Source organism: Turicibacter bilis (assembly GCF_024499055.1).
Taxonomy (GTDB): Bacteria; Bacillota_I; Bacilli_A; order MOL361; family Turicibacteraceae; genus Turicibacter; species Turicibacter bilis.
Map to the genome: position 1 here is coordinate 2,099,927 of NZ_CP071249.1, position 23,892 is coordinate 2,123,818.

At 34.6% G+C, this 23,892-nt stretch carries 23 protein-coding genes, 1 pseudogene and 1 riboswitch; of the genes and pseudogenes, 19 read left to right on the top strand and 5 right to left on the bottom strand.

The genetic code is table 11. The annotated features are described in order from the left end of the window. Positions 1–254: 254 nt before the first annotated feature. The 8 genes from nagA (at position 255) to J0J69_RS10180 (ending at position 10,373) form a co-directional block, all read left to right on the top strand. Complete coding sequence (nagA, locus tag J0J69_RS10145; RefSeq protein WP_212724357.1) at positions 255–1,391, top strand: N-acetylglucosamine-6-phosphate deacetylase; 1,137 nt, start codon at positions 255–257, stop codon at positions 1,389–1,391. Between the two features lie 479 nt (positions 1,392–1,870). After that, entirely contained in the window at positions 1,871–3,118 is a 1,248-nt protein-coding gene (locus J0J69_RS10150) for a helix-turn-helix domain-containing protein (protein WP_212724358.1), read from the top strand. A gap of 97 nt (positions 3,119–3,215) precedes the next feature. Continuing rightward, entirely contained in the window at positions 3,216–3,422 is a 207-nt protein-coding gene (locus J0J69_RS10155) for a hypothetical protein (RefSeq protein ID WP_055277279.1), read from the top strand. Positions 3,423–3,864: 442 nt separating this feature from the next. After that, a riboswitch (Lysine riboswitch) is annotated at positions 3,865–4,039 on the top strand. A 243-nt stretch (positions 4,040–4,282) separates the two neighbouring features. Then, a complete protein-coding gene (locus tag J0J69_RS10160) occupies positions 4,283–5,710 on the top strand; it encodes a YfcC family protein (RefSeq protein WP_055305307.1) in 1,428 nt (475 codons plus the stop codon). A gap of 12 nt (positions 5,711–5,722) precedes the next feature. Then, positions 5,723–6,853, top strand: a complete 1,131-nt coding sequence (locus J0J69_RS10165; protein ID WP_212725983.1) for a M20 family metallopeptidase — start codon at positions 5,723–5,725, stop codon at positions 6,851–6,853. 148 nt (positions 6,854–7,001) lie between these two features. Then, positions 7,002–8,168 carry an AI-2E family transporter gene (locus J0J69_RS10170; RefSeq protein ID WP_212724360.1) on the top strand — a complete coding sequence of 389 codons (1,167 nt, stop codon included), beginning with the start codon at positions 7,002–7,004 and terminating at the stop codon, positions 8,166–8,168. A 132-nt stretch (positions 8,169–8,300) separates the two neighbouring features. Further along, positions 8,301–8,900 (top strand): sugar O-acetyltransferase, encoded by a 600-nt coding sequence (locus J0J69_RS10175; protein ID WP_212724361.1) that lies wholly within the window; start codon positions 8,301–8,303, stop codon positions 8,898–8,900. A gap of 99 nt (positions 8,901–8,999) precedes the next feature. After that, positions 9,000–10,373: an immunoglobulin-like domain-containing protein gene (locus J0J69_RS10180; protein ID WP_212724362.1), complete on the top strand. Its 1,374-nt coding sequence runs from the start codon at positions 9,000–9,002 to the stop codon at positions 10,371–10,373. Between the two features lie 88 nt (positions 10,374–10,461). On the opposite strand, the gene J0J69_RS13555 is transcribed toward J0J69_RS10180, so the two are convergent. Together J0J69_RS13555 and J0J69_RS10185 are read right to left on the bottom strand one after the other, a co-directional pair. After that, on the bottom strand, positions 10,462–10,701 hold the full coding sequence (locus tag J0J69_RS13555; RefSeq protein WP_212725987.1) for a GNAT family N-acetyltransferase: 240 nt from the start codon (positions 10,699–10,701) through the stop codon (positions 10,462–10,464). A gap of 114 nt (positions 10,702–10,815) precedes the next feature. Next, a complete protein-coding gene (locus J0J69_RS10185; RefSeq protein ID WP_055305311.1) occupies positions 10,816–11,559 on the bottom strand; it encodes a hypothetical protein in 744 nt (247 codons plus the stop codon). 169 nt (positions 11,560–11,728) lie between these two features. Here J0J69_RS10185 and J0J69_RS10190 point away from each other — a divergent pair. Further along, positions 11,729–12,232: pseudogene (locus tag J0J69_RS10190) on the top strand (Pr6Pr family membrane protein); the annotation flags it as partial. A 253-nt stretch (positions 12,233–12,485) separates the two neighbouring features. Then, positions 12,486–13,100 carry a PH domain-containing protein gene (locus J0J69_RS10195; RefSeq protein ID WP_212724365.1) on the top strand — a complete coding sequence of 205 codons (615 nt, stop codon included), beginning with the start codon at positions 12,486–12,488 and terminating at the stop codon, positions 13,098–13,100. Positions 13,101–13,127: 27 nt separating this feature from the next. On the opposite strand, the gene J0J69_RS10200 is transcribed toward J0J69_RS10195, so the two are convergent. The 3 genes from J0J69_RS10200 to J0J69_RS10210 form a co-directional block, all read right to left on the bottom strand. Beyond that, positions 13,128–13,742 carry a sugar O-acetyltransferase gene (locus J0J69_RS10200; protein ID WP_055244776.1) on the bottom strand — a complete coding sequence of 205 codons (615 nt, stop codon included), beginning with the start codon at positions 13,740–13,742 and terminating at the stop codon, positions 13,128–13,130. An 80-nt stretch (positions 13,743–13,822) separates the two neighbouring features. After that, positions 13,823–14,044, bottom strand: a complete 222-nt coding sequence (locus tag J0J69_RS10205) for a hypothetical protein (RefSeq protein WP_055244773.1) — start codon at positions 14,042–14,044, stop codon at positions 13,823–13,825. 125 nt (positions 14,045–14,169) lie between these two features. Then, complete coding sequence (locus tag J0J69_RS10210) at positions 14,170–15,036, bottom strand: DUF4438 domain-containing protein (protein WP_212725984.1); 867 nt, start codon at positions 15,034–15,036, stop codon at positions 14,170–14,172. A 301-nt stretch (positions 15,037–15,337) separates the two neighbouring features. On the opposite strand from J0J69_RS10210, the gene J0J69_RS10215 reads away from it, so the two are divergent. The 9 genes from J0J69_RS10215 (at position 15,338) to fabG (ending at position 23,876) form a co-directional block, all read left to right on the top strand. Next, entirely contained in the window at positions 15,338–16,405 is a 1,068-nt protein-coding gene (locus J0J69_RS10215) for an NAD(P)H-dependent flavin oxidoreductase (RefSeq protein ID WP_068759311.1), read from the top strand. Positions 16,406–16,538: 133 nt separating this feature from the next. Then, entirely contained in the window at positions 16,539–17,045 is a 507-nt protein-coding gene (gene accB / locus J0J69_RS10220) for an acetyl-CoA carboxylase biotin carboxyl carrier protein (protein WP_055277305.1), read from the top strand. A gap of 33 nt (positions 17,046–17,078) precedes the next feature. Further along, entirely contained in the window at positions 17,079–18,434 is a 1,356-nt protein-coding gene (locus J0J69_RS10225; RefSeq protein ID WP_212724367.1) for an acetyl-CoA carboxylase biotin carboxylase subunit, read from the top strand. A gap of 3 nt (positions 18,435–18,437) precedes the next feature. Beyond that, positions 18,438–19,280 (top strand): acetyl-CoA carboxylase, carboxyltransferase subunit beta, encoded by an 843-nt coding sequence (gene accD / locus J0J69_RS10230; RefSeq protein ID WP_212724368.1) that lies wholly within the window; start codon positions 18,438–18,440, stop codon positions 19,278–19,280. Next, positions 19,280–20,218 (top strand): acetyl-CoA carboxylase carboxyltransferase subunit alpha, encoded by a 939-nt coding sequence (locus tag J0J69_RS10235; protein ID WP_212724369.1) that lies wholly within the window; start codon positions 19,280–19,282, stop codon positions 20,216–20,218. The genes accD and J0J69_RS10235 overlap by 1 nt, the downstream gene beginning before the upstream one ends. A gap of 26 nt (positions 20,219–20,244) precedes the next feature. Further along, a complete protein-coding gene (locus J0J69_RS10240; protein WP_212724370.1) occupies positions 20,245–21,213 on the top strand; it encodes a beta-ketoacyl-ACP synthase III in 969 nt (322 codons plus the stop codon). Between the two features lie 27 nt (positions 21,214–21,240). Next, the gene (fabK, locus tag J0J69_RS10245; protein WP_212725985.1) at positions 21,241–22,170 is read left to right on the top strand and encodes an enoyl-[acyl-carrier-protein] reductase FabK; all 930 of its coding nucleotides are present in this window, start codon (positions 21,241–21,243) and stop codon (positions 22,168–22,170) included. A gap of 20 nt (positions 22,171–22,190) precedes the next feature. Continuing rightward, a complete protein-coding gene (gene fabD, locus J0J69_RS10250; RefSeq protein WP_212724371.1) occupies positions 22,191–23,120 on the top strand; it encodes an ACP S-malonyltransferase in 930 nt (309 codons plus the stop codon). Positions 23,121–23,132: 12 nt separating this feature from the next. Further along, on the top strand, positions 23,133–23,876 hold the full coding sequence (fabG, locus tag J0J69_RS10255) for a 3-oxoacyl-[acyl-carrier-protein] reductase (RefSeq protein WP_055244748.1): 744 nt from the start codon (positions 23,133–23,135) through the stop codon (positions 23,874–23,876). Positions 23,877–23,892: the final 16 nt, after the last annotated feature.

Consider the following 23,892-nt stretch of genomic DNA (forward strand, 5'->3'; position numbering starts at 1 on the left):
CTACTTGAAAAATATCATTTTCAACTATAGTTTAGTTATAGAACAATTTTGTTCGTAAAGGAACGAAATAACAAAATGTTAAACATTTCTTTTCTTAACTAAAGAAAGGAATTTATCCAGCTTAACGGGGATTACTGTCATGAATAAATCGTTATCGATTGATTGTAGAAAAAACAGTCATGGAAGATAGGGGAGGTGTAATAATGATAATTTTGAGTTTGTTTTAAACAAAGATTAATAGGATGAGGTGGAGTATGAAAGCAATTATTAATGGGAAATTAGTAACACTAAATGGGGTTATTGAAAATAAAGTTTTAGTTTTTAATGAAATAATTCAGCATATTCAAACAGAAGTGCCAATCGATTGTGATGTGATTGATGCTAAGGGTATGTATATTGCTCCAGGATTAATCGATGTTCATGTCCATGGAAGCTGCGGAGCAGATACGATGGATCAAACAACGGAAGCGATTAAATTAATGAGTGCAGGTATTGCTAAGAATGGGGTAACATCATTTTTACCAACAACGATGACGATGAGTCCTAAAGATATTTATGGTGCTTTAGATGTGGTTCGTGAATGTATGGGACAATTATTAAACGGGGCGAAAGTATTAGGTGCTCACATGGAAGGCCCCTTTATCAATAGGATTTATAAAGGGGCTCAACCGGAACAATATGTTATTAAACCGAGTTATGAATTTATCAAAGACTATACAGATGTGATTAGATTAGTTTCATATGCACCTGAAATGGATGAAGATTATTCATTCACAAAAGATGTGAAAGAAAAAACAGATATTACGTTGTCGATTGGACATACAAATGCAACATATGACCAAGCCAAAGAAGCCTTTTCTTTAGGATGTTCGCATGTGACACATTTATTTAATGCAATGACACCATTAAATCATCGTGAGCCAGGTGTAGTCGGAGCCTCTTTAACTAGTGATGTTTTTACTGAGTTAATCGCTGACACGATTCATGTGAATAAACAATTGTTTCAATTCGTATTAGACAATAAAGGAAAAGAAAAGATTGTTTTAATTACAGATAGTATGCGCGCAGGATGCATGAAGGATGGGCAATATGATCTTGGTGGACAGCCGGTAGTTGTTAAAGATGGAGCTGCCCGATTAGAAAGTGGAAACTTAGCGGGAAGTGTCTTAACATTAAACAAAGCCATCTATAACTTCTTGCAAAATACAAATGCTACTGTTGCCGAAGTTATTCACATGGCTTCATTAAATCCAGCGACATCCATTGGAGTTTCCAATCGTAAAGGAAGTTTAGAAATCGGAAAAGATGCAGATATTGCAATCTTTGACGAGGAAATGAATTGTTATTTATCCATCGTTGAAGGTCGCGAGGTTTATAACCAACTTGATTAAGATATAAGCTCCCATAAGTTTTTTACATCGTAAAAACTTTTAAAGCCCTAGCAATTGAGGAATAGATTTCTTTCAGAAATTGCTAGGTGACCCAAGCCCTGCCAGTGGAGGATACATTTCCGTTGGAAATGGCAGGTGACCCAAGCCCTAGCAGCTGAGGATACATTTTCTTCGAAGATGTCAGGCTGGCTCCAGACTATAGTCTGTCCTGGACGGCATAAATATTAAACATTTAGATTGCTATACAAAATATTTCTGTATGTATATAGTAAATGAAAATATGTCAGCTGATATCAATTCATAGTACAATTATTCAAGAATATAACAGCTTTGTTAGACAGATGGATTTAAAATTTATTGAATACTCGAAAAGTATTAACATTTAAATGAGTGGTAAAATAAATATAAAAAAGTTATAATTATCCATTGGATTAGTTTTTAATCTAATAAGAGTATCATTATAGTTTAGGTGTGATAAAATGTTTTTAACAATAGGAGAAAAGATTCGTCAGGCAAGAGATAAGTACGGGTTGAAGCAAATTGCATTTGAATCTTATGGATTCTCACGTAATTATATTAGTATGATTGAGACAGAGAAGCGCTCCTTAAATGAAAATATGCTAAGAAATGTTTATGATGCAATTTGTGAATTAAGTAATTGTCACTATCAGCAAGACTATTCCTATACTGAGTTTATAAAATCACCTGTTGAACAAGCAAGAGAATGGCTAGAGCAGCATTGTAATCTTCAAGATGCCTTAAATCAATATGAAACTTTTAATAAGATTGCATCAGATTTTGAGTTAATTGAATATAAAATTAAAATAGAAACATTACTTGGATTACACTATGTTAAAAATGATGAGTTATTAGTAGCCAATGCTCATTTATTAAAGGCAATTGGATACTGTATCCAGGTTGCTAAAAATCCTGCTTCTTTATATGAGGTAGTAGGAACTAATTATATTACATTAGGGCAATATCAAGAAGCTATTTCTATCTTACAACTGTCTATTAATTGTCAGGAGGGGGATAGGGGGCAAAATATTAATCGCATTCGATATTATATTTCTCTTTGTTATTTAAATGAAGGCAAGTATGAAAAAAGTTTAGAGTGGATTACTCCGGTATTAGAACAAAGTGAATATCTACAGCCTAAAGCGGCAGCTTATTTAATTAAATCGACTATTTTAAAAAGACAAGGTCGAGATGAGTTAGGAAGAGAGTTATTACTCGAATTGATTAATAATCCTTTTTATGAAGATTATTTGGGTTATGCTTATCATAATTTAGGCTGTAGCTTTAAAGACTCAGGACTATATCAACAAGCACTTGATTGTTTGAAGATAGCACTCCCTCTCCGTGAAACAGTTAAGCAACGCTCGATTACCAAATGTTTGATGGGCGAAGTTTATTTTAGAATAGGCAATTATGAAAAAGCTCATAGTTTATTAGTCGAGGTTAAAGATATTATTTTTCATAAAGGTTCTCTTGAACAACAAGAGGCGACTTTAGAGTGGGGATTAGATTTATATTTGGAAACTCAAGACTTTGAGTCCATGTTGATTTTGTTAGAGGATATTCAAAAATTAGTTGATAAAGAGATATTAGATGAGTTTATTTATACGAAATTTCAAAATCGATTATATAAAAGGATTATGAATGATGTTCTTGGTCAACAGAAAGATTTAAATGAATACCGTATTTTACTTGATGCTATTACGTAAAAGGTCACAGATTTTTCAATAAATCTGTGACCTCTTTTTTCTTTATTCCACAATAAATAACTACTTATAATAGTTATGGAAACAGGAGGACGTAGTAGTGAATAAATTTAACGATTATCAAATGCATCGGATGATTTATTTATTACGATTATCATTTTGTATCGATCAAAAGAATAAGTACATTCCGGATACGAAAGTAAATGATACTCCGAATAACTCAACTAATAATAAAATTAGTTTAGAAGATTATCCAATTGACTTAGTCAATTTAGATGAAATCTTGGAAGAATCACATCATATTTGAAATGTCTTACAAATAAAATCGATATAAAATAAGTTTCTATATCTATCATTAATTAGGGAGAGTGTTATGCACTCTAATTAAGGTTAGTGTCGTTCATCATTACAAGGGTACGTAGAAAGCTGTTGTTAGGGGTAGCAACAGCTTTTTATGTTTCATTAAAAATATTCAAAAAAATAAAGCCTTAAATCATCATGAATACACATTAATATTTAAAAAATAAACGAAATAGTCTTCTTTTAAACTATATGATTATAAAATAGAGAATGATAAAACAAGCATCAAACAACAAAATGCTAATTTCGACATTATATGGTATTTATAACTAATTTATATAAAATTTTAATGTTTTAATAATAAAAAATAAGTGTTTCTTATACTATTTAATAAAAAAATGTTGTTTTTGAGTATAAAATAAGATAAGATGACATTGTAAATTAAATAGGTTTTAGATAGAGGTGCGGTAATTAAGAGTACTATCGAAGAGTGAAGATGTTGACGCGATAGGAAAGGGATTCTCGCCGAAGCCTATAACTGATACTTTAAGGTTATAGAGCTGGTGTTAAGTAGAAGATATTTAACATTGTCACAATTTATTATTGTGGAGGGCTATCATTCCGGATTTAAATCATCCTAACTTAGTACGGTTATATGATAAAAGTCTTGAGAATGGCCTCAGGACTTTTTGAATGTTTTGATTAGAGTCGTCCCAATAATCGTGGAGAGCTATCATTTGAGAATCGGAAATAAGGATGATCTATTGTTCTTTTCTGAAGGTCTTGAGTGAATGGCTCAAGGCTTTTTTTATTTGCCTCTTTCAACTAAACACTATTTAAAATTTAAAATAAGAGGGAGAAAAAAATATGCTTAGTTTAAGAAAACCAAGAGTTGATGGTAAAGAGGAGACAAAAGAATTTAAAGTCCCTCATACTTTAGTCATTGTTACATTTATTTTAGTTATCGTAGCATTAGCAACATGGATTTTACCTGCAGGAACATATGAGCGTATCGTCAATGATGCAGGGAAAACAGTCGTTGTTGATGGTTCATTCGCTTATGTTGATCAAACCCCACAAGGATTATTTAGTGTATTACAAGCCCCAATTCATGGAATTGTAGGAGCGGCAGAAATTATTGCTTTCTTATTTGTAGTTAGCGGATCAATTGCAATTATTACAAAAACACGTGCTATTGATGCTGGAATTACAAATGCCGTTAAATCATTTAAAGGAAAAGAAATGTTAATGATTCCGGTTATTATGGGATTATTCTCATTAGGTGGGGCCATCTTCGGAATGACGGAAGAAGCTATTCCATTTATTGCGATGCTTATTCCTTTATGTTTAGCCTTAGGATACGATAGTATTATGGCGATGGCAATTTCTTATATGGGATGTATTGTTGGATTCGCAACAGCCATGTTAAATCCATTCTCGGTAGGAATTGCTCAAAGTATCGCACAGGTGCCAGCAGGAACAGGGGTTGGATTCCGAACGATCATCTGGGCGGTTACAACAGTAGCTTCAATTTTATATTTAATGTGGTATGGACGCCGTATTAAACGTAATCCACAATTAAGTCCAGTTTACGAAATTGATCAGGTACGTCGTCAGGAGTTAGAAGACGCAGAATCTGAACATTTACCATTCACATTCAAACATAAAGTTATTTTAGCATCTATCTTAGTATGTTTAGCTGCTATCGTTATAGGTGTTTTACAATTTGGATTTGGAATTCCAGAAATTGCGGCTATCTTCTTTGCAACGGGAATTATCTGTGGATTCATTGGGCGTTTAAGTTTAGATGATATGGCCAATTCATTCATTCACGGAGCAAAAGATATGATTAGTGCAGCAGTAGTGGTTGGATTTGCACGTGCAATTGTTATCATTGCTCAAGACGGACAAATTATTGATACGATTCTTTATAACTTATCAAACTTCATTGGACAATTGCCATCGTTAGTTGCTGGATATGTGATGTTCTTTGTTCAAATGTTTATCAATTTCTTTATCTCATCGGGATCAGGACAAGCTGCTTTAACGATGCCAATCATGGCACCGCTTGGTGAGTTAGTTGGTATTACACCACAAACTTCAATTTTAATTTTCCAATTTGGTGATGGATTCTCAAATGCTATCTTCCCAACAAGTGCTGTTTTAATGGCTTGTTTAGGTGTAGCGGGAATTCCATGGGCAAAATGGATTAAATGGGTTTGGCCAGTTCAATTAATTTTTGGTGGATTAGCAATTATCTTTATTACAATTGCCATCTTAATGGGATGGTCATAAGGAGACAGTATAATGAAAAAAGAATTATTATCAATCGGGGAATCATTAAAAGAACGTTTAGTAGACATGAATCGCTTTATTCATGATAATCCGGAATTAGGGAATCAAGAATACAAAGCAGTTGAAAAATTAACAACCTTTTTAAAAGAACATGATTTCGAAATTAAATGCCCAGTGGCAGGGTTAGACACTGCATTTGAGGCTGTATACGATAGTGGGAAACCAGGTTTATCAGTGGCATACCTTTGTGAATACGATGCCTTACCTGAACTAGGACATGGATGCGGTCATAATATGATTGGTGTAATCAGTGCCGGGGCTGGAGTTGCCTTAAGTAAAGTTATCGATGAAATCGGTGGAAAAGTCTATGTGTTCGGAACACCTGCCGAAGAAACAAATGGAGCAAAAGTGACTATGACAGAGGCTGGACTGTTTAACAAGATGGATGCTGTTATGATGGTGCACCCTTCGGGATTTACGACAGAAAGTGGAACATCTTTAGCGATGGAAGCTTTACAGTTTGATTATACAGGTCGTCCGTCTCATGCAGCTGCATCTCCTGAAAATGGGATTAATGCTTTAAATGCAGTGATTCAATTATTTAATGGAGTAGATGCTTTACGTCAGCATGTGACACCAGATGTAAGAATGCATGGAATTATTACTAATGGTGGGGTTGCTGCCAATATCGTACCTGAACATGCAACAGCACAGTTTTATATCCGCGCAGCAACTAAAGAATATGTAGCAGTTGTTAAGGAAAAAGTGTTAGGTATTGCTCAAGGAGCCGCTTTAATGACAGGAGCAACTTTAGAAGTAAGTAACTATGAGTTATCATATGATGATTTAAAAACAAATGCTGTGCTTTCAGAGACATTTAACGAAAACCTTCGTTCATTAGGAATTACAGAGATTCATAAACATCGTAAAGGAACAGGATCAGTAGACATTGGAAACATTAGTAATGTATGTCCAACTATTCATCCGTATATCGGAATTGCTGATTGTGAAATTACAGGACATTCTCAACAAATGGTTGATGCAACGGTAACAGATTTGGCTCATGATCGTTTAATAACAGCTGCAGTTGCTTTAGCTTATACAGGATATGATGTATTATCTGGAGCTATTAAATTGAAATAATAAAAACCACCTTCGGGTGGTTTTTTACATATATAGAAAAATAGTAGAAATATAGGAACATAGGTATAAGTTTTACCTTATTTATGATATATAATTATAATTAGATAGCGGATTAGGAAGACTAATTAAAAAGTCATAAGGAGGACATATGAAATTCAACTGGAATAAGAAATATAACACGATTGCAGTATATGCGTTTATTGTTGTGAGTTTAAGTATTATTTTTTATAATATTATCTCAAAGCTTGAAAGCTTCGCAGGCAAGTTAAATGAAATTATGGGTATTTTTCAACCCTTCATTATCGGATTCATTATTGCGTATTTATTAAACTTTATTCTTAAGTTTTATGAAAATAAAGTATTTAAAATGAGAGGGCTAAATAAAGTTAAAAAGTCATCGATAAGAGGTCTAGGGATTTTACTCTCTTATATTACCGCAGGAATTATATTATATGTCTTTATGCAATTTGTTCTTCCACAATTAATTGAAAGTGTCCGTGGATTAATTAACGATATTCCACGATATGTTAAAGAGCTAACTATTATTGTTGATACGCAGTTGCAAGAAATGAATATTAATCAAGAATATATGACACTCATTAGTGAAAAATTCGCAGAGATTACAAACTGGGTAATTCAGTTGTTAACAAACGTTTTACCGATTGTCGGAAATGCTGTGATGTCTATTGCCTCAAGTATTTGGAACATTGTCTTAGGTATTATCATTTCTATTTACTTATTAATGGACAAGGAAAAATTCTTTGGACTAGGAAAAAAAGTTGTGACATCGTTATTTAATGAAAAGCATACAACAATTATTCTAGACTTGGCGAATCGTACCAACTTAACATTTGGTAAGTTCATCGGTGGAAAAATTGTTGATTCATTGATTATTGGGATTTTAACCTTTATCATCTTAGCTATTTTTAAGATGCCGTATGTCTTATTAATTTCAGTGATTATTGGGATTACGAATATTATCCCATTTTTCGGACCATTTATTGGTGCAATCCCATCAGCCATTATCATTTTATTCGTATCTCCAATCCAAGCATTGTGGTTCTTAGTCATTGTTCTTGTGATTCAACAAGTCGATGGAAATATTATTGGACCTAAAATCTTAGGAGATTCAATTGGAATTTCAGCCTTCTGGATTTTATTCGCAATTTTAGTTGCAGGAAAACTGTTTGGATTAGTAGGAATGATCATTGGAGTTCCGATGTTTGCAGTCATTTATTCAATTATTAAAGATATTATTGAATCACGTTTACGATATAAAGGTTTACCCACTGAAACAAATAATTATATGGATTAATTCAAGGTACCCCTATTAGGGTGCCTTTTTCTGTATCGGGTTACTGATTTTACAGCAACTATTGTTGCATATATAGGGATATGTTATGATGAAATTCATGTAGTTAGGCACTACCATTGGAGGGGAAGACAGATGACTGAAAAAGATAAAATGTTAGCTGGAAAAGCATACTTAGCAGGTGAAGAGCAATTAGTAAAAGAGCGCCAATATACAAAGCAAGTCTTGTTCAAATTTAATAATATGGATCCAATGCTCGTTGAAGAGCGTCATAACTTGTTACGCGAGCTATTAGGTCAAACAAAGGAAAATTTCTACTTTGAACCGCCATTTCGCTGTGATTATGGATATAACATTGAAATCGGAAATAACTTTTACTCGAACTATAATTTAACGATTCTGGATTGTGCCAAAGTTAAAATTGGGGATAACGTATTTATTGCTCCGAATGTTAGCTTATTTACAGCTGGTCACCCGATTCATCATGAGCCTCGTAATCAAGAATATGAATATGCTTTACCAATTACGATCGGAAATAATGTTTGGATTGGTGGGAATACAGTTGTTAATCCAGGTGTTAAAATTGGGGATAACTGTGTCATTGGTTCAGGAAGTGTTGTTACAAAAGATATTCCAGCTAATTCAATCGCAGTTGGAAATCCATGTCGTGTTCTTCGTGAAATTACAGATGAGGATAAAAAATATTACCATAAGAATTTAAGAATTGAAGCATAAAAGGAGTCATTTTTGACTCCTTTTTTTAAATTCATTCATAAGGTTACTTTAAAATTAACATATTAAAAATAACATTCTTGTGAAGGGTAGGAACAATACATGTTGAAAAAAATATCTACTATGATAAGTATTTTTAGTCTATTGTTAATTTTTTCTTTCAGTATTCAAGCTAGTGATGTCATTCAATTTCCAGACTCAGATTTAAAAGTTGCTCTTTTACGTCAATTAGAAAAATCACCAAATGATGAGATTTCCATAGCAGAAGCTGAGAATGCACCCCAAACCCTTGATTTAAGTCAGGCGGGTATTAGTAATTTAGAAGGAATACAGTATTTTAAAAATGTCACATTCTTAAAGTTACATGAAAATAATATTCAGGATTTAACTCCCCTGAGTAACTTAACTAAGTTAAAGATATTATTATTAAATGATAACGTCATAGAAGATATTGCACCACTGGCTAATTTAAAAAATGTAACACTATTGAATTTAAATAATAATCAAGTAACTAATTTACAGATGTTAAAAAACATACCACATATGCACTATTTATATATTTCTCATAATAAGGTTAATGATATTACCCCACTTGACCACTTTAAAGAGCTTGATTTTTTTGATTATTCTTTTAATCAGATCTCTGATATTAGTAGTATTAATAATCTCACAGAACTACACTATGGAGATATCAATAGCCAGGCCATTTATCTTCCGTCACAAACTATAAAAAAAGGTGAATCTGTTGTCGTTACTAATCCAATAAAAGCTGAAGATGGAATTGTTAAAGATATTGTTGTTAATGGTGGATCATACGATGAATCAACGAATCAAATTATATGGGAAAACATCACAACTAACCAAACCTTATCTTATCAATTTACGAAGACTATTGATTACCTGAAATATGGTGGAATGATTGAGTTTTCAGGAACTGTCTTTGTTGATGTAGTCATTCTAGGAGAACCACCAATTCTGAGTGGAGTTGACGACTTAACTATTCCTTTTGGTGAAGAATTTAATCCTTTACAAGGTGTTCAAGCTTATGATGCTGAAGATGGTGATATTACCGATCAAATTATTGTTGAAGGCAAAGTTGATATTTTCACACCTGGAACATATGAACTCGTTTATCAGGTCACAGATTCGGAAAATCAAACGACGACAGCAACACGTATAATTACGGTTGAATTGCCGGCGTCTAGCATTAATCAAATACCAACTATAGAAGTAAATGATCGAATTGTTAAAAAAGGAACAAACTTTGATCCGCTTGAAGGTGTTCAAGCTTATGATGTAGAAGATGGAGATATTACGAATCAAATTAAAGTCATTCATAATAATGTGAATACCAATCATGTAGGCACGTATCAAGTCATATATGAAGTGATGGATAGTCAGGGAGCTAAGGCAACACGCTTGATTACTGTTCAAGTACGTGATATTCCGCAAACTGGACTGTCACTGTTTAATTAAAAGGACCTCAAATGAGGTCCTATTTTTGTAAAATATCTTCTATATATTATCAATCTTCCTTGAACTGTTCACAAATAATCTTAAATTCTTACTTTTTATAGAAGTAAATGGAATTCACCTTATATTTATAAACTGCTAAGCTTAACAATTTATACTGATTTAGGGTAGTGTTTATTAATACCTGACCAATTTCTTGACCTTGATAAGCACTATCCACAAATAAGGTACCGATAAAGGAATCATCACTAATACTGATGAATCCTTTAATCACTGCATCTTCTTCACAAACACAAGTTTTAGTATTTGATGAATAAATGTGTTTAACGATATTATAATTTTTTTCTCCTAGTCTAGCGGAATGAAGCGATGTGCCACCCCCGTACTAGAAAAGCATATAATTATAAGAGACTCCATATCTTCAACTTTCATTTTTCTAATCAAATTAATTCTCTTTTTTAAACCAATACTCAATCTGTAATTTCATTGATTCTTGATGTTCTTCAAATTGTTTAAATCGATGTGCATTTGCACCAGAAGGATGAGGGAACCCTTTTAATATTTGATGCTCATTAATCAAGTTTTTATTTGATAAATAAAGAAGTACTTCTTCAACACCTTTACCAAGTGGGATAATCAAGACATCATCTAATTTAGATAATTCATCCACAAAGTGATCTGTGATATAACGAAGAAGTATAGGCGTTTTTAATAACTTTGGGGTATGCCCTGTATAATTCTTCCCTTTTACAAAGACAGGGTAGGGGATAAGTGAAACGGTATGTAATAAGTCATCATGTTCATTGAATAACTCATTGGCATCTTTTAACCCTAGGTAGTCGTTTAAATTTAATCGATTCAATAAAGCTAATAGATTTTGACGTAAACTTCCACTAAAACGTCCCGCTACCTTACAATGATATTTTATTTCATCTAGTGAAAGGCCTTCTTCAATCCTTATACGAGCTTCTGCTATTGCCGTACTCATTTGCTCAAAGCCAGGTGTAATCCCAACAATGAAAATCTTTGCTTTTGGATTTAAATACTCATTATGGGGAGCATAATAAATTTCAATATCACCATACTTTTCAACCAAAAGTTCAGGAATTAATAATTCATCTTTTGTGTACTTCTTTTTTAGGGGGAGTTGTTTAATCACTTCAATATAATCTTCTAGATGTTGTTTCATTAGTTTAACCTCACATTTTTCGAAATCCTTACTCATATACTTGGGATGGGGAGGGAGTTTCATGTTTAAATTCATTTGGAGAATTCTAATACTTATCAGTACTTCTTATGGTATTTATGGGGGTGTTTATATGGCGGCTGATTAACCAAACTTAGGCTTCTTATTATACTACACCACACAAAGTAACCTTTGGTGCTGTCTCTTCTTTTTATATTTAATGATGACAAATAGAAAAAGACCATGGATAAAAGGTGGGATTACGGCAGCGATTATCGTTACTTTTATATTATACCAATTCATCATCCTTCCTTACTGTTTAAAATATGGCTCAATGCATCAGTTATTTTCTTCAACAGATATTGCTGTTCATTACCTCTCTCCATTTCTTGTAGTGATGGACATGATTTTATTTGATAAGAATCAAGATTACTCTTGGTATATACCATTTCAGTGGTTATTAATTCCCATCATCTATTTCTTTTATATTGTTGGTCGTACATTCTTTCACCGACCTGTTCCAGAACCCGAGCATCCTTATCTTTATTTCTTTTTAGATATTACCGATATTGGGATTCAAAATTTTATCCACAACATTATTGGGATTACGCTCATCTTCTTAGTAGCAGGATACTTCGTTTTAATAATAAATCAAATAAAATCTCACCTTCATTAAGGTGAGCTTTTATTTTTCAGTCTATCATTTCGCGTTTAAATAGTTACGAATGTCCATTATTCCGATTATTCAAATGCATTGACACTAAAGTTAAAAATGTTCCTTTCATTTTCTCACTCCTTTATGGGGATTTATAACACAAGTTTGAGAGAGGAAGAGAGTAAAAACACGATGGTTGATTTGTGGGCTCCCTATGCTATAATATCTTTAACCTATCTGTGAATAGGGCAATTATATAATAGAGGTGGATAAGATGTTAAAGAAGTTAGCTTCAGACGCATTAGGATTAAGTGATATTGGGAGAATTATTAGTCCGAGTGACTATGATAAAGTCGATGCTGATGATTTTATTATGCATGAGGATGAAGAGAAAATCTTTTTCTTAATTAAATCACGAACAGATGAGTACTGCTTTACCAACTTGGCTTTAATTCATGTTGATGGAACAGCAGCAGTTAGTAAAAAACGTTTAGTGAAACGATATGATTACTATAAAAATGATATTAAACATGTCATGATTGAAACGGCTGGAACTGTCGATTTAGACTGTGAGTTAAAGTTTACAATGGGGAACGTTGACTTTTCAATTGATGTCAATCGTAATCAGCTAGAACAATTAAAAGATATTTATAAGGCATTAATTAAAATTGCTCATATCGTAGAAGAAAATAATATTTTACTAGAGAAATCTCAACAAACACTAAACTTAGCTGCACAAGCTTGTGGCTCACAACGATTTGAAACAGGAGATCTATCTCAAGTCTTCGCGAATGTTAATGAATATTCATTTAACTGGATTTATAAAGCACGTGAAACATATATTCAAAAAGATTTTACAGATGTTTTTAAAAATTATATTAATAACTAAAAAAAGAGAGCCTTGAGCTCTCTTTTTTTATTCAATATCAATTTTTAAATCACCATTATAATATTCAAAATCACGTTGACTGATTTCACGAATTACTTTACATGGATTTCCTACGGCAACAACATTAGCAGGGATATCTTTTGTTACAATACTTCCTGCACCAATCACCGTATTATCCCCAATCGTTACACCAGGAAGAACGACAGCACCTGCACCAATCCATACATTATTTCCAATCGTAATCGGAGAATTGAATTGAGCTTGTTTTCTTCGAAGTTCAGGGTGGATAGGGTGAGCAGCTGTTGCTAAGGTAACATTAGGTCCGAACATAACATTGTTTCCAACATAAATATGTGTATCGTCTACAAGGGTTAAATTGAAGTTAGCATAAACCCCATTTCCAAAGTGAACGTGATGTCCTCCCCAATTTGCATGAAGTGGAGGTTCAATATAGCATCCTTCTCCCACTTCAGCGAACATTTCTTTTAATAACTCTGTTCGTTTTTGAAGTTCGGTTGGACGTGTTTGGTTGAAGTCGTATAGACAATCTAAACATTTCTCTTGCTTTGCCATGAGTTCTTCATTATTGCAATAATATAATTTTTGATGATGCATACGCTCTAATGTTTCTTTGAAGTTCATATCTATTCCCCCTTTTTGATAATGCTTTCAGATGTTATCTTATCATGGGGATAATAGGAAATTCAATGTGGGAAACTTTATTAATTAGATGCATAATACTTTTTTAATTTTTCTAAATCTTTAGTATCGATCCATTCTTCAGAATATCCACAGTCACTACAAACATATCGATTAACAAGAATGGCACTAAAAATAGTCATTCCAATCATAATATTATTTCCGCTACCATAAGCGCCTGCTTTTCCAGGTATTTTTATAATTTCTGTACCTCCACATTTAGGGCAGGAGACATTATTTTTCATCTAATCACCTTCTTTACCTCATGGCCTTTTCCGGATAACTCACGCACGACCTCAATAGTTGGATTGGTATGACCATCAGCCGGAATACTGAAAAAGACAATCTTACTCATTGAAATCACCTATTATCATGAGCGACTTAACTTCTTCATATAATGAGTGATATTAGCATTATGATCGATAATAGGGTCAATCAGTGATTTCTTACAAGTCATGATTGTTGTAATGCCAGGCCCATGACCCATTTTTACACAATCACTATGTACAACAACTCCAATACTAACAGCACCTTTTAAATAGCCGCGTCCATAAGTATTATCACAATCTTGAAGTAAGACAAAGTCACCGAACTTTAATTTATCAAGATGAAGCCGTTTAATTTCATCCACATCAGCTGTCATGATATCGTAGTCGCCTGTATATGAACTAGCAGCACCGATGCCTGATCCCATTAAATAGGGTGGAACGATAGCAACAACAGGTACATGAATTTTACCGTCGCACTCTGCAATTTCGAGTTGTTCAAATAAATCGGGATCGATATTCATAACTTTGATGTCTAGATAATCAAGTAATTGTAAACCTTGTCCATAGGCTTGAATTATGATTTTATCATCGATACATAAGTCTTCTAAAATACATTCATCAAAATGAATCATCGTATGCTCGATTCCACCATGAGTACCAGTGACATAACCTAGTTTACCTTTTGCATCTCCACTAATAATTTTTGCTTTATTCCCAATACATGCAAATGTCGTTAATGCAGCATTTTCATTTTTATCTTCATTTCGGATAGAGACACCAGGCTCAACATGATCACCGGCCCATCCAAAAGCAAGATCTCCAATGTGAACATTATAAGAAATCCCCCCAGTAGCCGGTAAAACCATCGGAATTCCTTCATGAGTAATTCGATATCCCCCTCCAGTTGGATGATGAACCTTTCCCTGGACTGACCATTTTACGACACGATCACGATTTGTTCTTAGCATTTATAACACCTTCCTTTTGATAAAGCATATTGTTTATTCTAAAAAGATAGACGTTATTTTTATCGAAAATACCGATTAACGCTCACTGTCCTTTTCTCGACCGTTAAAGTGAAAAGAATAAAATTAGTCTTCTATATGATGGAGAAATAACTTTGAAAATCTAAATTTTTATTTTGATTATCAAAAAAATATTCACTTTTTCTAAAAAGTTATGTTATAATCCTTCACATAGTTTTATAAACAGTTAAATGTAATATGTTATGTAGTTTTAAATACTAAATAATTATAGGTGGTGAGTTAAATGGATATTAAACCATTGAAAATCGGAAAATTTACACTTGAGCTTCCAATTATCCAAGGTGGAATGGGGATTGGAATTTCGCGTTCAAACTTAGCAGCAGCTGTTTCAAATAGTGGAGGACTTGGAGTTTTATCAGGTGCACAAATTGGTCATGATGAACCAGATTTTGAAACGAATACATTACAAGCGAATTTAAGAGCGATTAAAAAACATATCCAAAAAGCAAAAGCAGTAGCAAAGGGAAAGATGATAGGAATTAACCTCATGGTGGCGATGGAACATTATGAAGAACATGTTGAAGCAGCCGTTGAGGCAGGAGTAGATATTATTATTTCTGGTGCCGGTTTACCTTTAACATTACCCGCTCACTTAAAAGGAAGTCAAACGATGTTTGCACCTATCGTTTCAAGCGGTCGTGCAGCAAAAGCTTTACTCAAAAATTATGATCGTAAATATCAGGTAGCTCCTGACATGATCGTTATTGAAGGTCCAAAAGCTGGTGGACATTTAGGATTTAAAGCTGAAGATATTGAGAATGATACGATTGATTTAGATCAAATTGTCAGAGATGTCATTGAAGTTTCAGTGCCATATGCTGAAAAATACAATAAGGAAATTCCAATAATCGTTGCCGGCGGTGTCTTTGATGGGGCAGATATTGCTCATTACTTAGAATTAGGAGCCTCTGGTGTTCAAATGGCTACTCGATTTATTGCAACTGAGGAGTGTGATGCTCATCCAAATTTCAAACAAGCTATTATCGATGCAAAAGAAGAAGATATCATTTTAGTTAAGAGCCCAGTTGGGATGCCAGGACGTGCGATTCGTAATCCTTTTAGCGCTAAATATGGGATTCAACGTGAGAAAATCAAAAAATGTTATAACTGCGTTAAACCATGTAATCCAGCAACTACAGTTTATTGTATTAGTAAAGCTTTACTTCATGCGGTTCGAGGTGAAGTGGATGATGCCCTATTATTCTGTGGGTCGAATGCTTACCGAGTCAATGAATTAACAACAGTAGATGAATTAATGCAAACTTTAAAAAATGAAATCTTAGCTATCTAGATAAAAATTTCAAATGAATATTATGGAAATCATTGACAGAGTTTAATCTGTCCTTTATATTAAATATTATATTTGAAAATCAAACTATTTGAAAAATAAAGTATTTGAATTTGAAACTAATGGAGGAATTGAGATGAACCCGACAACTAATCCATCTACTAAAGATAAAAAGAAACCTGATTATATGGATCAAGTGTTACAACTCATGGATCGCTTCTCGGATAGTGATATGACCCAACTTCAAGTCGAAGTAGAAGGGTTTAAAATTTCACTTCAACGTGAAGTAAAAGAAATTATTCAAACAGTGACTCAGACGCAACCTAAAGTAGCGGAAGTTGTACCAGTGACTCAAACTCAAATTGTCGCTGTGAATAATGAAACAATTGAAGTGAGTTCCTCTACGGGTGGAAAGGAAGTAAAAGCACCATTAGTTGGAACGTTTTATAGTTCAAATGAACCTGGTGGAAAACCTTTTGTATCGGTAGGGGACACTGTTAAGAAGGGGCAACCACTCTGTATTATTGAAGCCATGAAGGTGATGAATGAAATTGAATCGCCATATGATGGTGTGATTAAAGAAATTAAAGTACAAAATGAAGAAGCAGTTGGCTTTGATCAAATTTTAATGGTTATTGAATAGTATATGAAGTTCGTAAAAAGGTGAGGTGTCAATATGCTACACAAGATATTAATTGCTAATCGTGGCGAAATTGCAGTCCGAATTATCCGTGCATGTAAAGAAATGGGGATCGAAACTGTTGCAATTTATTCAACAGCAGATGATAGAGGGCTACATGTGGACTTAGCTGATGAGGCGATCTGTGTGGGACCAACCAAAATTCAAGATAGCTACTTAAATATGAATAATATTTTGAGTGCAGCAGTAGCCACTGGATGTGATGCCATTCATCCTGGCTTTGGTTTCTTATCTGAAAATAGTACTTTTGCTGCATTAACAGAAGAGTTAGGATTAAAATTTATCGGACCAAAAGGTTCAGTCATTGATAATATGGGAAATAAATCAAAGGCTCGTGAAATGATGATTGAAGCCGGTGTTCCCGTTGTACCAGGTTCGGATGGATTAATTGAAACAGTTGATCAAGGAAAAGAGATCGCTCTTCAAATTGGTTATCCAGTTTTAGTTAAAGCATCAGCTGGTGGTGGGGGACGCGGAATGCGTATTATCCACAATGAAGGTGAATTTGAAGACTTATTTCAAACGGCAAAGTTAGAAGCAAAAATGGCATTTGGGGATGATTCAATTTACATGGAAAAATTCGTTGAAAATCCACGCCATATTGAATTTCAAATTTTAGCTGATCACTTTGGAAATGTTGTTCACTTATACGATCGCGATTGTTCAGTTCAACGTCGTAATCAAAAAGTCATTGAAGAAGCACCCTCTCCCGTTTTAGATGATGAAACACGTAAGAAAATGGGGGAAATGGCTGTTCGTGCAGCCCAAACAGTTGGATATGAAAATGCAGGAACGATTGAATTTTTATTAGATAAACACAATAACTTTTATTTTATCGAAATGAATACTCGTATTCAGGTTGAGCACCCAATCACAGAAATGATTACGGGGATTGATTTAATTAAAGAACAAATTAAGATTGCATCTAACTTACCTTTATCTTTCAAGCAAGAAGATATTAAAGTGACAGGGCATGCCATCGAGTGTCGTATCAATGCTGAAAATCCATCTCAAAATTTCAAACCATCACCAGGTCAAGTGATGACGTTGAATCTTCCAAGTGGATTTGGAGTTCGTGTAGATACATCTGTTTATCAGGGATATCATATTCCCCCTTTTTATGATTCAATGGTTGGAAAATTAATCGTTCACGGCGATGATCGCGAAGAAGCCATTGCTAAGATGAAACGATCATTAGAAGAATTAGTTGTTGAAGGAATTGAAACAAATATTGATTTCCAGTATGCCATCATGGAACATCCCAACTTTATTGAAAGTGATTATGATACGAGTTTTATTCAGAAACATATGCATGAATTGGAGGTGAGTTAGAACATGGGATTCTTTTTACAACGTCAAAAGAAGGTAAAACCATCTACACCTAAACGAGATATTAATGATGGGATTTATACAAAATGTGAGTCTTGTAAAGAAGTTTTAGCTGTCAGGCAACTGAATTCAAATTTAGAGGTTTGCCCAAGTTGTGGCTTTCATCATCGAATGTCCGCAGCTAAACGTCTTGAAAGTCTTGTTGATGAGGGGACATTTAAGGAAATTAATCACCGACTATTTACGGTTAATCCACTTAACTTTCCAGGCTATGAAAAGAAAATTCAAAAGTTGATGGAAGACAACGGAATTAATGAGGCCGTTATCACAGGGATTGGAAAAATAAATGGTCAAACAGTAGCGATTGGTGTAATGGATAGTTATTTTTTAATGGCAAGTATGGGATCTGTTGTTGGGGAAAAGATTACTCGTTTAATCGAAGTATCTATCTCACGAAAGTTACCACTAATTCTTGTCTGTGCTTCAGGTGGAGCTCGTATGCAAGAAGGTATCTATTCATTGATGCAGATGGCTAAAACATCGGCAGCCATTGCGAAGCATCATCAGGCAGGTTTGCTTTACCTAAGTGTGTTAACTCAACCAACCATGGGAGGAGTAACGGCTTCATTTGCAACACTTGGAGATATTATTATTGCTGAAAAGGGAGCTGCGATTGGATTCGCAGGGCGCCGTGTTGTTGAACAGACGATTAAACAATCACTACCAGATCACTTCCAAACAGCAGAATTTTTACAAGAAAAAGGACTTGTTGACATCGTTGTTAGCCGTCAAAAGTTAAAGCAAACAATCTCAGAACTCGTTGAATTACATGAAGGGAGTGACGCGTAATGTCAATTCTAGATCTTGAAGCTAAAATCGCAGAAATTCAAGCTCGTCTTGATGAGATTTCTATTGAAAATCATGCAGAAGTTGAAGAACTACAACAGCAATTACGCCTTTATAAAACTCGTGCCTATGAAAATTTAACAGCCTGGGACCATGTCACATTAGCACGTCATCCAAAACGCCCCAAAGCTCGTGATTACATCGATTACATTTTTGATTCGTTTATCGAATTACATGGCGATCGTTTATATCGTGATGATGAAGCTATTATTGGCGGAATCGCAAAGCTAGGCAATCAAGTCGTGACTGTTATTGCTCATCAAAAAGGGAATACGACGGCTGAAAACATTAAATGTAACTTCGGAATGCCCCATCCAGAAGGGTATCGAAAAGCGTTACGTTTAATGAAACAAGCTGAAAAATTTAATCGTCCAGTGATTACTTTTATTGATACGCCAGGTGCTTATCCTGGGCCAGAAGCGGAAGAGCGTGGGCAAGGTCATGCAATTGCAGAGTGTTTACGAGATATGTCGAGCTTAAAAGTTCCAACTCTTTCAATCGTTATTGGAGAAGGTGGAAGTGGTGGAGCATTAGCACTTGGTGTTAGTGACCAAATTTGGATGTTACAATATGCCATCTACTCAATTCTATCACCTGAGGGATTTGCTTCGATTTTATATAAAGATGGTTCACGTGCCAAGGAAGCGGCTGAAGTCATGAAGCTGACAGCTAATCATTACTTAGAAATGGGGATTATTGAACGTATCATCAAGGAACCAATTGGTGGAGCTCATCAATTTCCACAATATGTTTTTGATCAATTAAAACCTCAATTAGAAGAATATTTAACTCAAACACAAAAATTATCTACAAAGCAATTACTAGCTAAACGTTATCGAAAATATCGTTCGATTGGAGAATATGATCAGTTCAATCGTTAATTTATCAGAAAGTTGAGGTGAGTTTAGTGGGGATTAAAATTGTTGGAAGTGGTCTTTATGTTCCAACTTCAAAGCTTAGCAATAAACAACTTGAGTCAATTGTTGAAACAACCGATGAGTGGATTTCAACCCGAACAGGGATCGCTAATCGTCATATTGTTTCAAGCGAAAATACCGTTGATTTAGCTTATGAATCAGCTAAACGTGCCATCGAACACGGTAATGTCGATCCTTCAGAAATTGGGTTAATTATTGTTGCAACATTCACACCGGAACAATTAACCCCCTCAACGGCTTGTCTCGTTCAATCAAGACTTAGATTGAATCATCAACAAATGATTGCCTTTGATATTAATGCTGCTTGTACTGGGTTCGTTTATGCCTTAAGTATTGCTGAACAATTTCTCAAAGCCAAAACAGTCAAAAAAGCATTAGTTATCGGCTCAGAGGTTTTATCAAAAATTATGGATTGGGAAGACCGTTCAACGTGTGTTTTATTTGGAGATGGAGCAGGAGCGGCTGTTGTAGAATATGACGATAGTATTGAACATAGTTTTTATTTGAATTCATCAGGTGATGAACAAGGGGCTTTAAAAACAACTAAACTTTCAGTTAATAACCCGTTACATCAAGAAGAAATTGAACCTATTCATTTTTATATGAATGGACAACAAGTGTTTAAATTTGCTGTGACCGCAATAAAAGAAACCTTAACAACCTTATTAACACAAAATAATCTTTCATTAGATGATATTAATTTAGTTATCCCACATCAAGCCAATAAACGAATCATTGATAAAGTTGTTAAAGATTTAAAAGCTTCAAGCGAGCAGTTCTTTTTAAATGTCTCGGATTATGGAAATACATCAGCAGCAAGTATACCAATCGCATTAAATGATGCCATCACAAAACAACAAATTAAAAATGGCGATCAAATCATGCTCATCGGATTTGGTGGCGGATTAACATGGGGAGGATGTATCGTCTCTATTTAGACTTCAATTATAAAGGAGGATAAAAAGATGTCTTTGACAACTTTATTAAATATAAAATATCCAATTATCCAAGGGGGGATGGCGAACATCTCTTTAGCCGAACTTGCTGCTGCCGTTTCAAATGCAGGTGGACTTGGAATTATTGGTTCTGGTGGTTGGGATGCCGATCGCTTAAAAAGTGAAATTAGAAAATGTAAAGAACTAACAGATAAACCTTTTGGTGTTAACTTAATGCTAATGAATCCACATTGTGATGATTTAGCTAAAGTCATCGTTGAAGAAGGAGTAAAAGTTGTTACAACTGGGGCTGGAAGTCCTGGTCCATATATCACTATGTTCAAAGAAGCAGGAATTAAAATAATTCCAGTTGTTCCTTCAGTTGCACTAGCTAAACGTATGGCTCGTCTAGGAGTTGATGCAATTATTGCCGAAGGAAACGAATCAGGTGGGCACGTAGGTGAATTAACAACAATGGCACTTCTTCCCCAAGTTGTAGACGCCGTTGATTTACCGGTGATCGCTGCAGGTGGAATTGCTGATGGACGTGGATTCATTGCTGCTATGGCATTAGGTGCATGTGGTGTTCAAATTGGAACCCGCTTCTTAACAGCTAAAGAATGCCCAGTGCATGATAACTACAAACAAGCAATACTCAAAGCAAAAGATACAGATACCGTCGTAACGGGACGTAGTGTTGGAGTTCCAGTACGTTGTTTAAAAAATTCAATGACTCGTGAATATATTGCGCTTGAAAAACAAGGAGTGTCAGCGGAGGAACTTGAATATTTAACCTTAGGCTCACTTCGTAAAGCAGTCCTTGAAGGTGATACAAAAGGTGGTTCGGTAATGGTTGGCCAAGTGGCAGGAATGCTTTCACAAGTTCAAACTGTTTCTGAAATTATAGAAGATATCTACAATCATGCGTCAACAGTTAGTCAAAATCTAAAAATTGGTTAATGATAAAGGGAGAATTGATTATGTCAAAAATCGCATTTCTGTTTTCAGGACAAGGGTCACAATTTGTAGGAATGGGACAATCATTTTATGAATCAAGTGAAACAGCACGTCGATTAATGGACGAAGCTAATACTTTACTACCATTCGATTTAAAAGAAATCTGCTTTGAAGATTCAAAAGAGTTAATTAATCAAACCACTTATACACAACCCGCTATCTTTGTTGTCTCTCAAATGGCATTAGCTCTATTAAAGGAAGCTGGAATTAAAGCCGATGTTGTAGCTGGATTTAGCTTAGGAGAATATTCAGCTTTATGTGCAGCTCATGTCTTCAATTTTACAGAGGGTGTTTCACTTGTGGCGAAGAGGGGAGAATTGATGGGGACTGCTTCAAATAACGGAAAAATGGCAGCTTTATTAGGATTAGATCTACAAAAAGCACAAGCCGTCTGTGATGAAGCATCATCTAAAGGAATCGTTGAGCTCGCTAACTTAAACTGTCCAGGACAAATTGTCATCGGTGGGGAAGCACAAGCCGTGACGTATGCTTGTGAAATTGCTAAAAATCATGGAGCAAAACGTGCTTTAGTTTTACCTGTAAGTGGGCCATTCCATACGTCTTTATTAAAAGAAACAGCTCAAACTTTTGGGCAATTACTAGAATCAAAAGAGTTAAAAGAACCTCAAACCCCAATTGTTTTAAATGTACTTGGTGATTATTATCAGACAGACTTAAACTTAAAAGAATTAATGGTTCAACAAATGGCCACTAGCGTGAAATGGGAAGCGAGTATTCGTCAAATGATAGCAAACGGTGTTGATACCTTCATCGAAATTGGTCCTGGAAAAACATTAAGTGGATTTGTTAAAAAAATTGATCGAAGTGTAAAAATCTTAAACGTTGAAGATATGGATTCATTACAGAAAACACTTGCTGCATTAAATAGCTAGGAGGAGAATCAGATGAAATTAAACGGAAAAGTAGCCCTTGTCACAGGAGCTTCGCGTGGAATTGGAGCAGCTATTGCTTCAAAACTTGCCTCACTTGGTTGCGATGTTGCGATTAACTATGCTGGAAATATCCAAAAAGCAGAAGAAACATTAAATTCAGTGAAAGCATATGGCGTGAATGCACAAATCTATCAAGCAAACGTCGCTAACTACGAAGAAGTCGAAGCAATGACAAAACAAATTATTAAAGACTTCGGTCATTTAGATATCATTATTAACAATGCCGGAATTACGTCAGATAATCTAATGATGAGAATGGATCAAGATTCATTTGATTCTGTTATTGATGTGAACTTAAAAGGAACATGGAATGTATGTAAGAGTATTACACGTCCAATTCTAAAACAGCGTTCAGGCGTGATTATTAACTTATCATCAGTTGTTGGAATCAACGGGAATGTGGGACAAGTTAACTATGCAGCTTCTAAAGCAGGAGTCATCGGATTAACGAAATCACTAGCAAAAGAATTTGCATCACGCAATATTCGTGTAAATGCTGTTGCCCCTGGTTATGTAAAATCAGATATGACTGCTAAATTATCAGAAGAAATTACAGAAAAAGTATTAGAAAATATCCCGTTAGGACAACTAGGGGAAGTAGAAGATATCGCCAATGCAGTCGCATTTTTAGTAAGTGATGAAGCGCGCTATATTACCGGTCAAGTTTTAGTTGTTGACGGTGGAATGGCAATTTAAATAAGGAAGGTGTAAT

Bases quoted from the DNA above. Each gene is read 5' to 3' on its own strand.
- J0J69_RS10235 (WP_212724369.1), top strand. From the start codon at position 19,280: ATGTCAATTCTAGATCTTGAAGCTAAAATCGCAGAAATTCAAGCTCGT.
- J0J69_RS10225 (WP_212724367.1), top strand. From the start codon at position 17,079: ATGCTACACAAGATATTAATTGCTAATCGTGGCGAAATTGCAGTCCGA.
- fabG (WP_055244748.1), top strand. From the start codon at position 23,133: ATGAAATTAAACGGAAAAGTAGCCCTTGTCACAGGAGCTTCGCGTGGA.
- J0J69_RS10210 (WP_212725984.1), bottom strand. From the start codon at position 15,036: ATGCTAAGAACAAATCGTGATCGTGTCGTAAAATGGTCAGTCCAGGGA.
- J0J69_RS10150 (WP_212724358.1), top strand. From the start codon at position 1,871: ATGTTTTTAACAATAGGAGAAAAGATTCGTCAGGCAAGAGATAAGTAC.
- J0J69_RS10170 (WP_212724360.1), top strand. From the start codon at position 7,002: ATGAAATTCAACTGGAATAAGAAATATAACACGATTGCAGTATATGCG.
- J0J69_RS10215 (WP_068759311.1), top strand. From the start codon at position 15,338: ATGGATATTAAACCATTGAAAATCGGAAAATTTACACTTGAGCTTCCA.
- J0J69_RS10185 (WP_055305311.1), bottom strand. From the start codon at position 11,559: ATGAAACAACATCTAGAAGATTATATTGAAGTGATTAAACAACTCCCC.
- J0J69_RS10195 (WP_212724365.1), top strand. From the start codon at position 12,486: ATGTTAAAGAAGTTAGCTTCAGACGCATTAGGATTAAGTGATATTGGG.
- J0J69_RS10175 (WP_212724361.1), top strand. From the start codon at position 8,301: ATGACTGAAAAAGATAAAATGTTAGCTGGAAAAGCATACTTAGCAGGT.
- J0J69_RS10205 (WP_055244773.1), bottom strand. From the start codon at position 14,044: ATGAAAAATAATGTCTCCTGCCCTAAATGTGGAGGTACAGAAATTATA.
- J0J69_RS10180 (WP_212724362.1), top strand. From the start codon at position 9,000: ATGTTGAAAAAAATATCTACTATGATAAGTATTTTTAGTCTATTGTTA.
- nagA (WP_212724357.1), top strand. From the start codon at position 255: ATGAAAGCAATTATTAATGGGAAATTAGTAACACTAAATGGGGTTATT.
- fabD (WP_212724371.1), top strand. From the start codon at position 22,191: ATGTCAAAAATCGCATTTCTGTTTTCAGGACAAGGGTCACAATTTGTA.
- accD (WP_212724368.1), top strand. From the start codon at position 18,438: ATGGGATTCTTTTTACAACGTCAAAAGAAGGTAAAACCATCTACACCT.
- J0J69_RS10160 (WP_055305307.1), top strand. From the start codon at position 4,283: ATGCTTAGTTTAAGAAAACCAAGAGTTGATGGTAAAGAGGAGACAAAA.
- J0J69_RS10165 (WP_212725983.1), top strand. From the start codon at position 5,723: ATGAAAAAAGAATTATTATCAATCGGGGAATCATTAAAAGAACGTTTA.
- accB (WP_055277305.1), top strand. From the start codon at position 16,539: ATGAACCCGACAACTAATCCATCTACTAAAGATAAAAAGAAACCTGAT.
- J0J69_RS10200 (WP_055244776.1), bottom strand. From the start codon at position 13,742: ATGAACTTCAAAGAAACATTAGAGCGTATGCATCATCAAAAATTATAT.
- fabK (WP_212725985.1), top strand. From the start codon at position 21,241: ATGTCTTTGACAACTTTATTAAATATAAAATATCCAATTATCCAAGGG.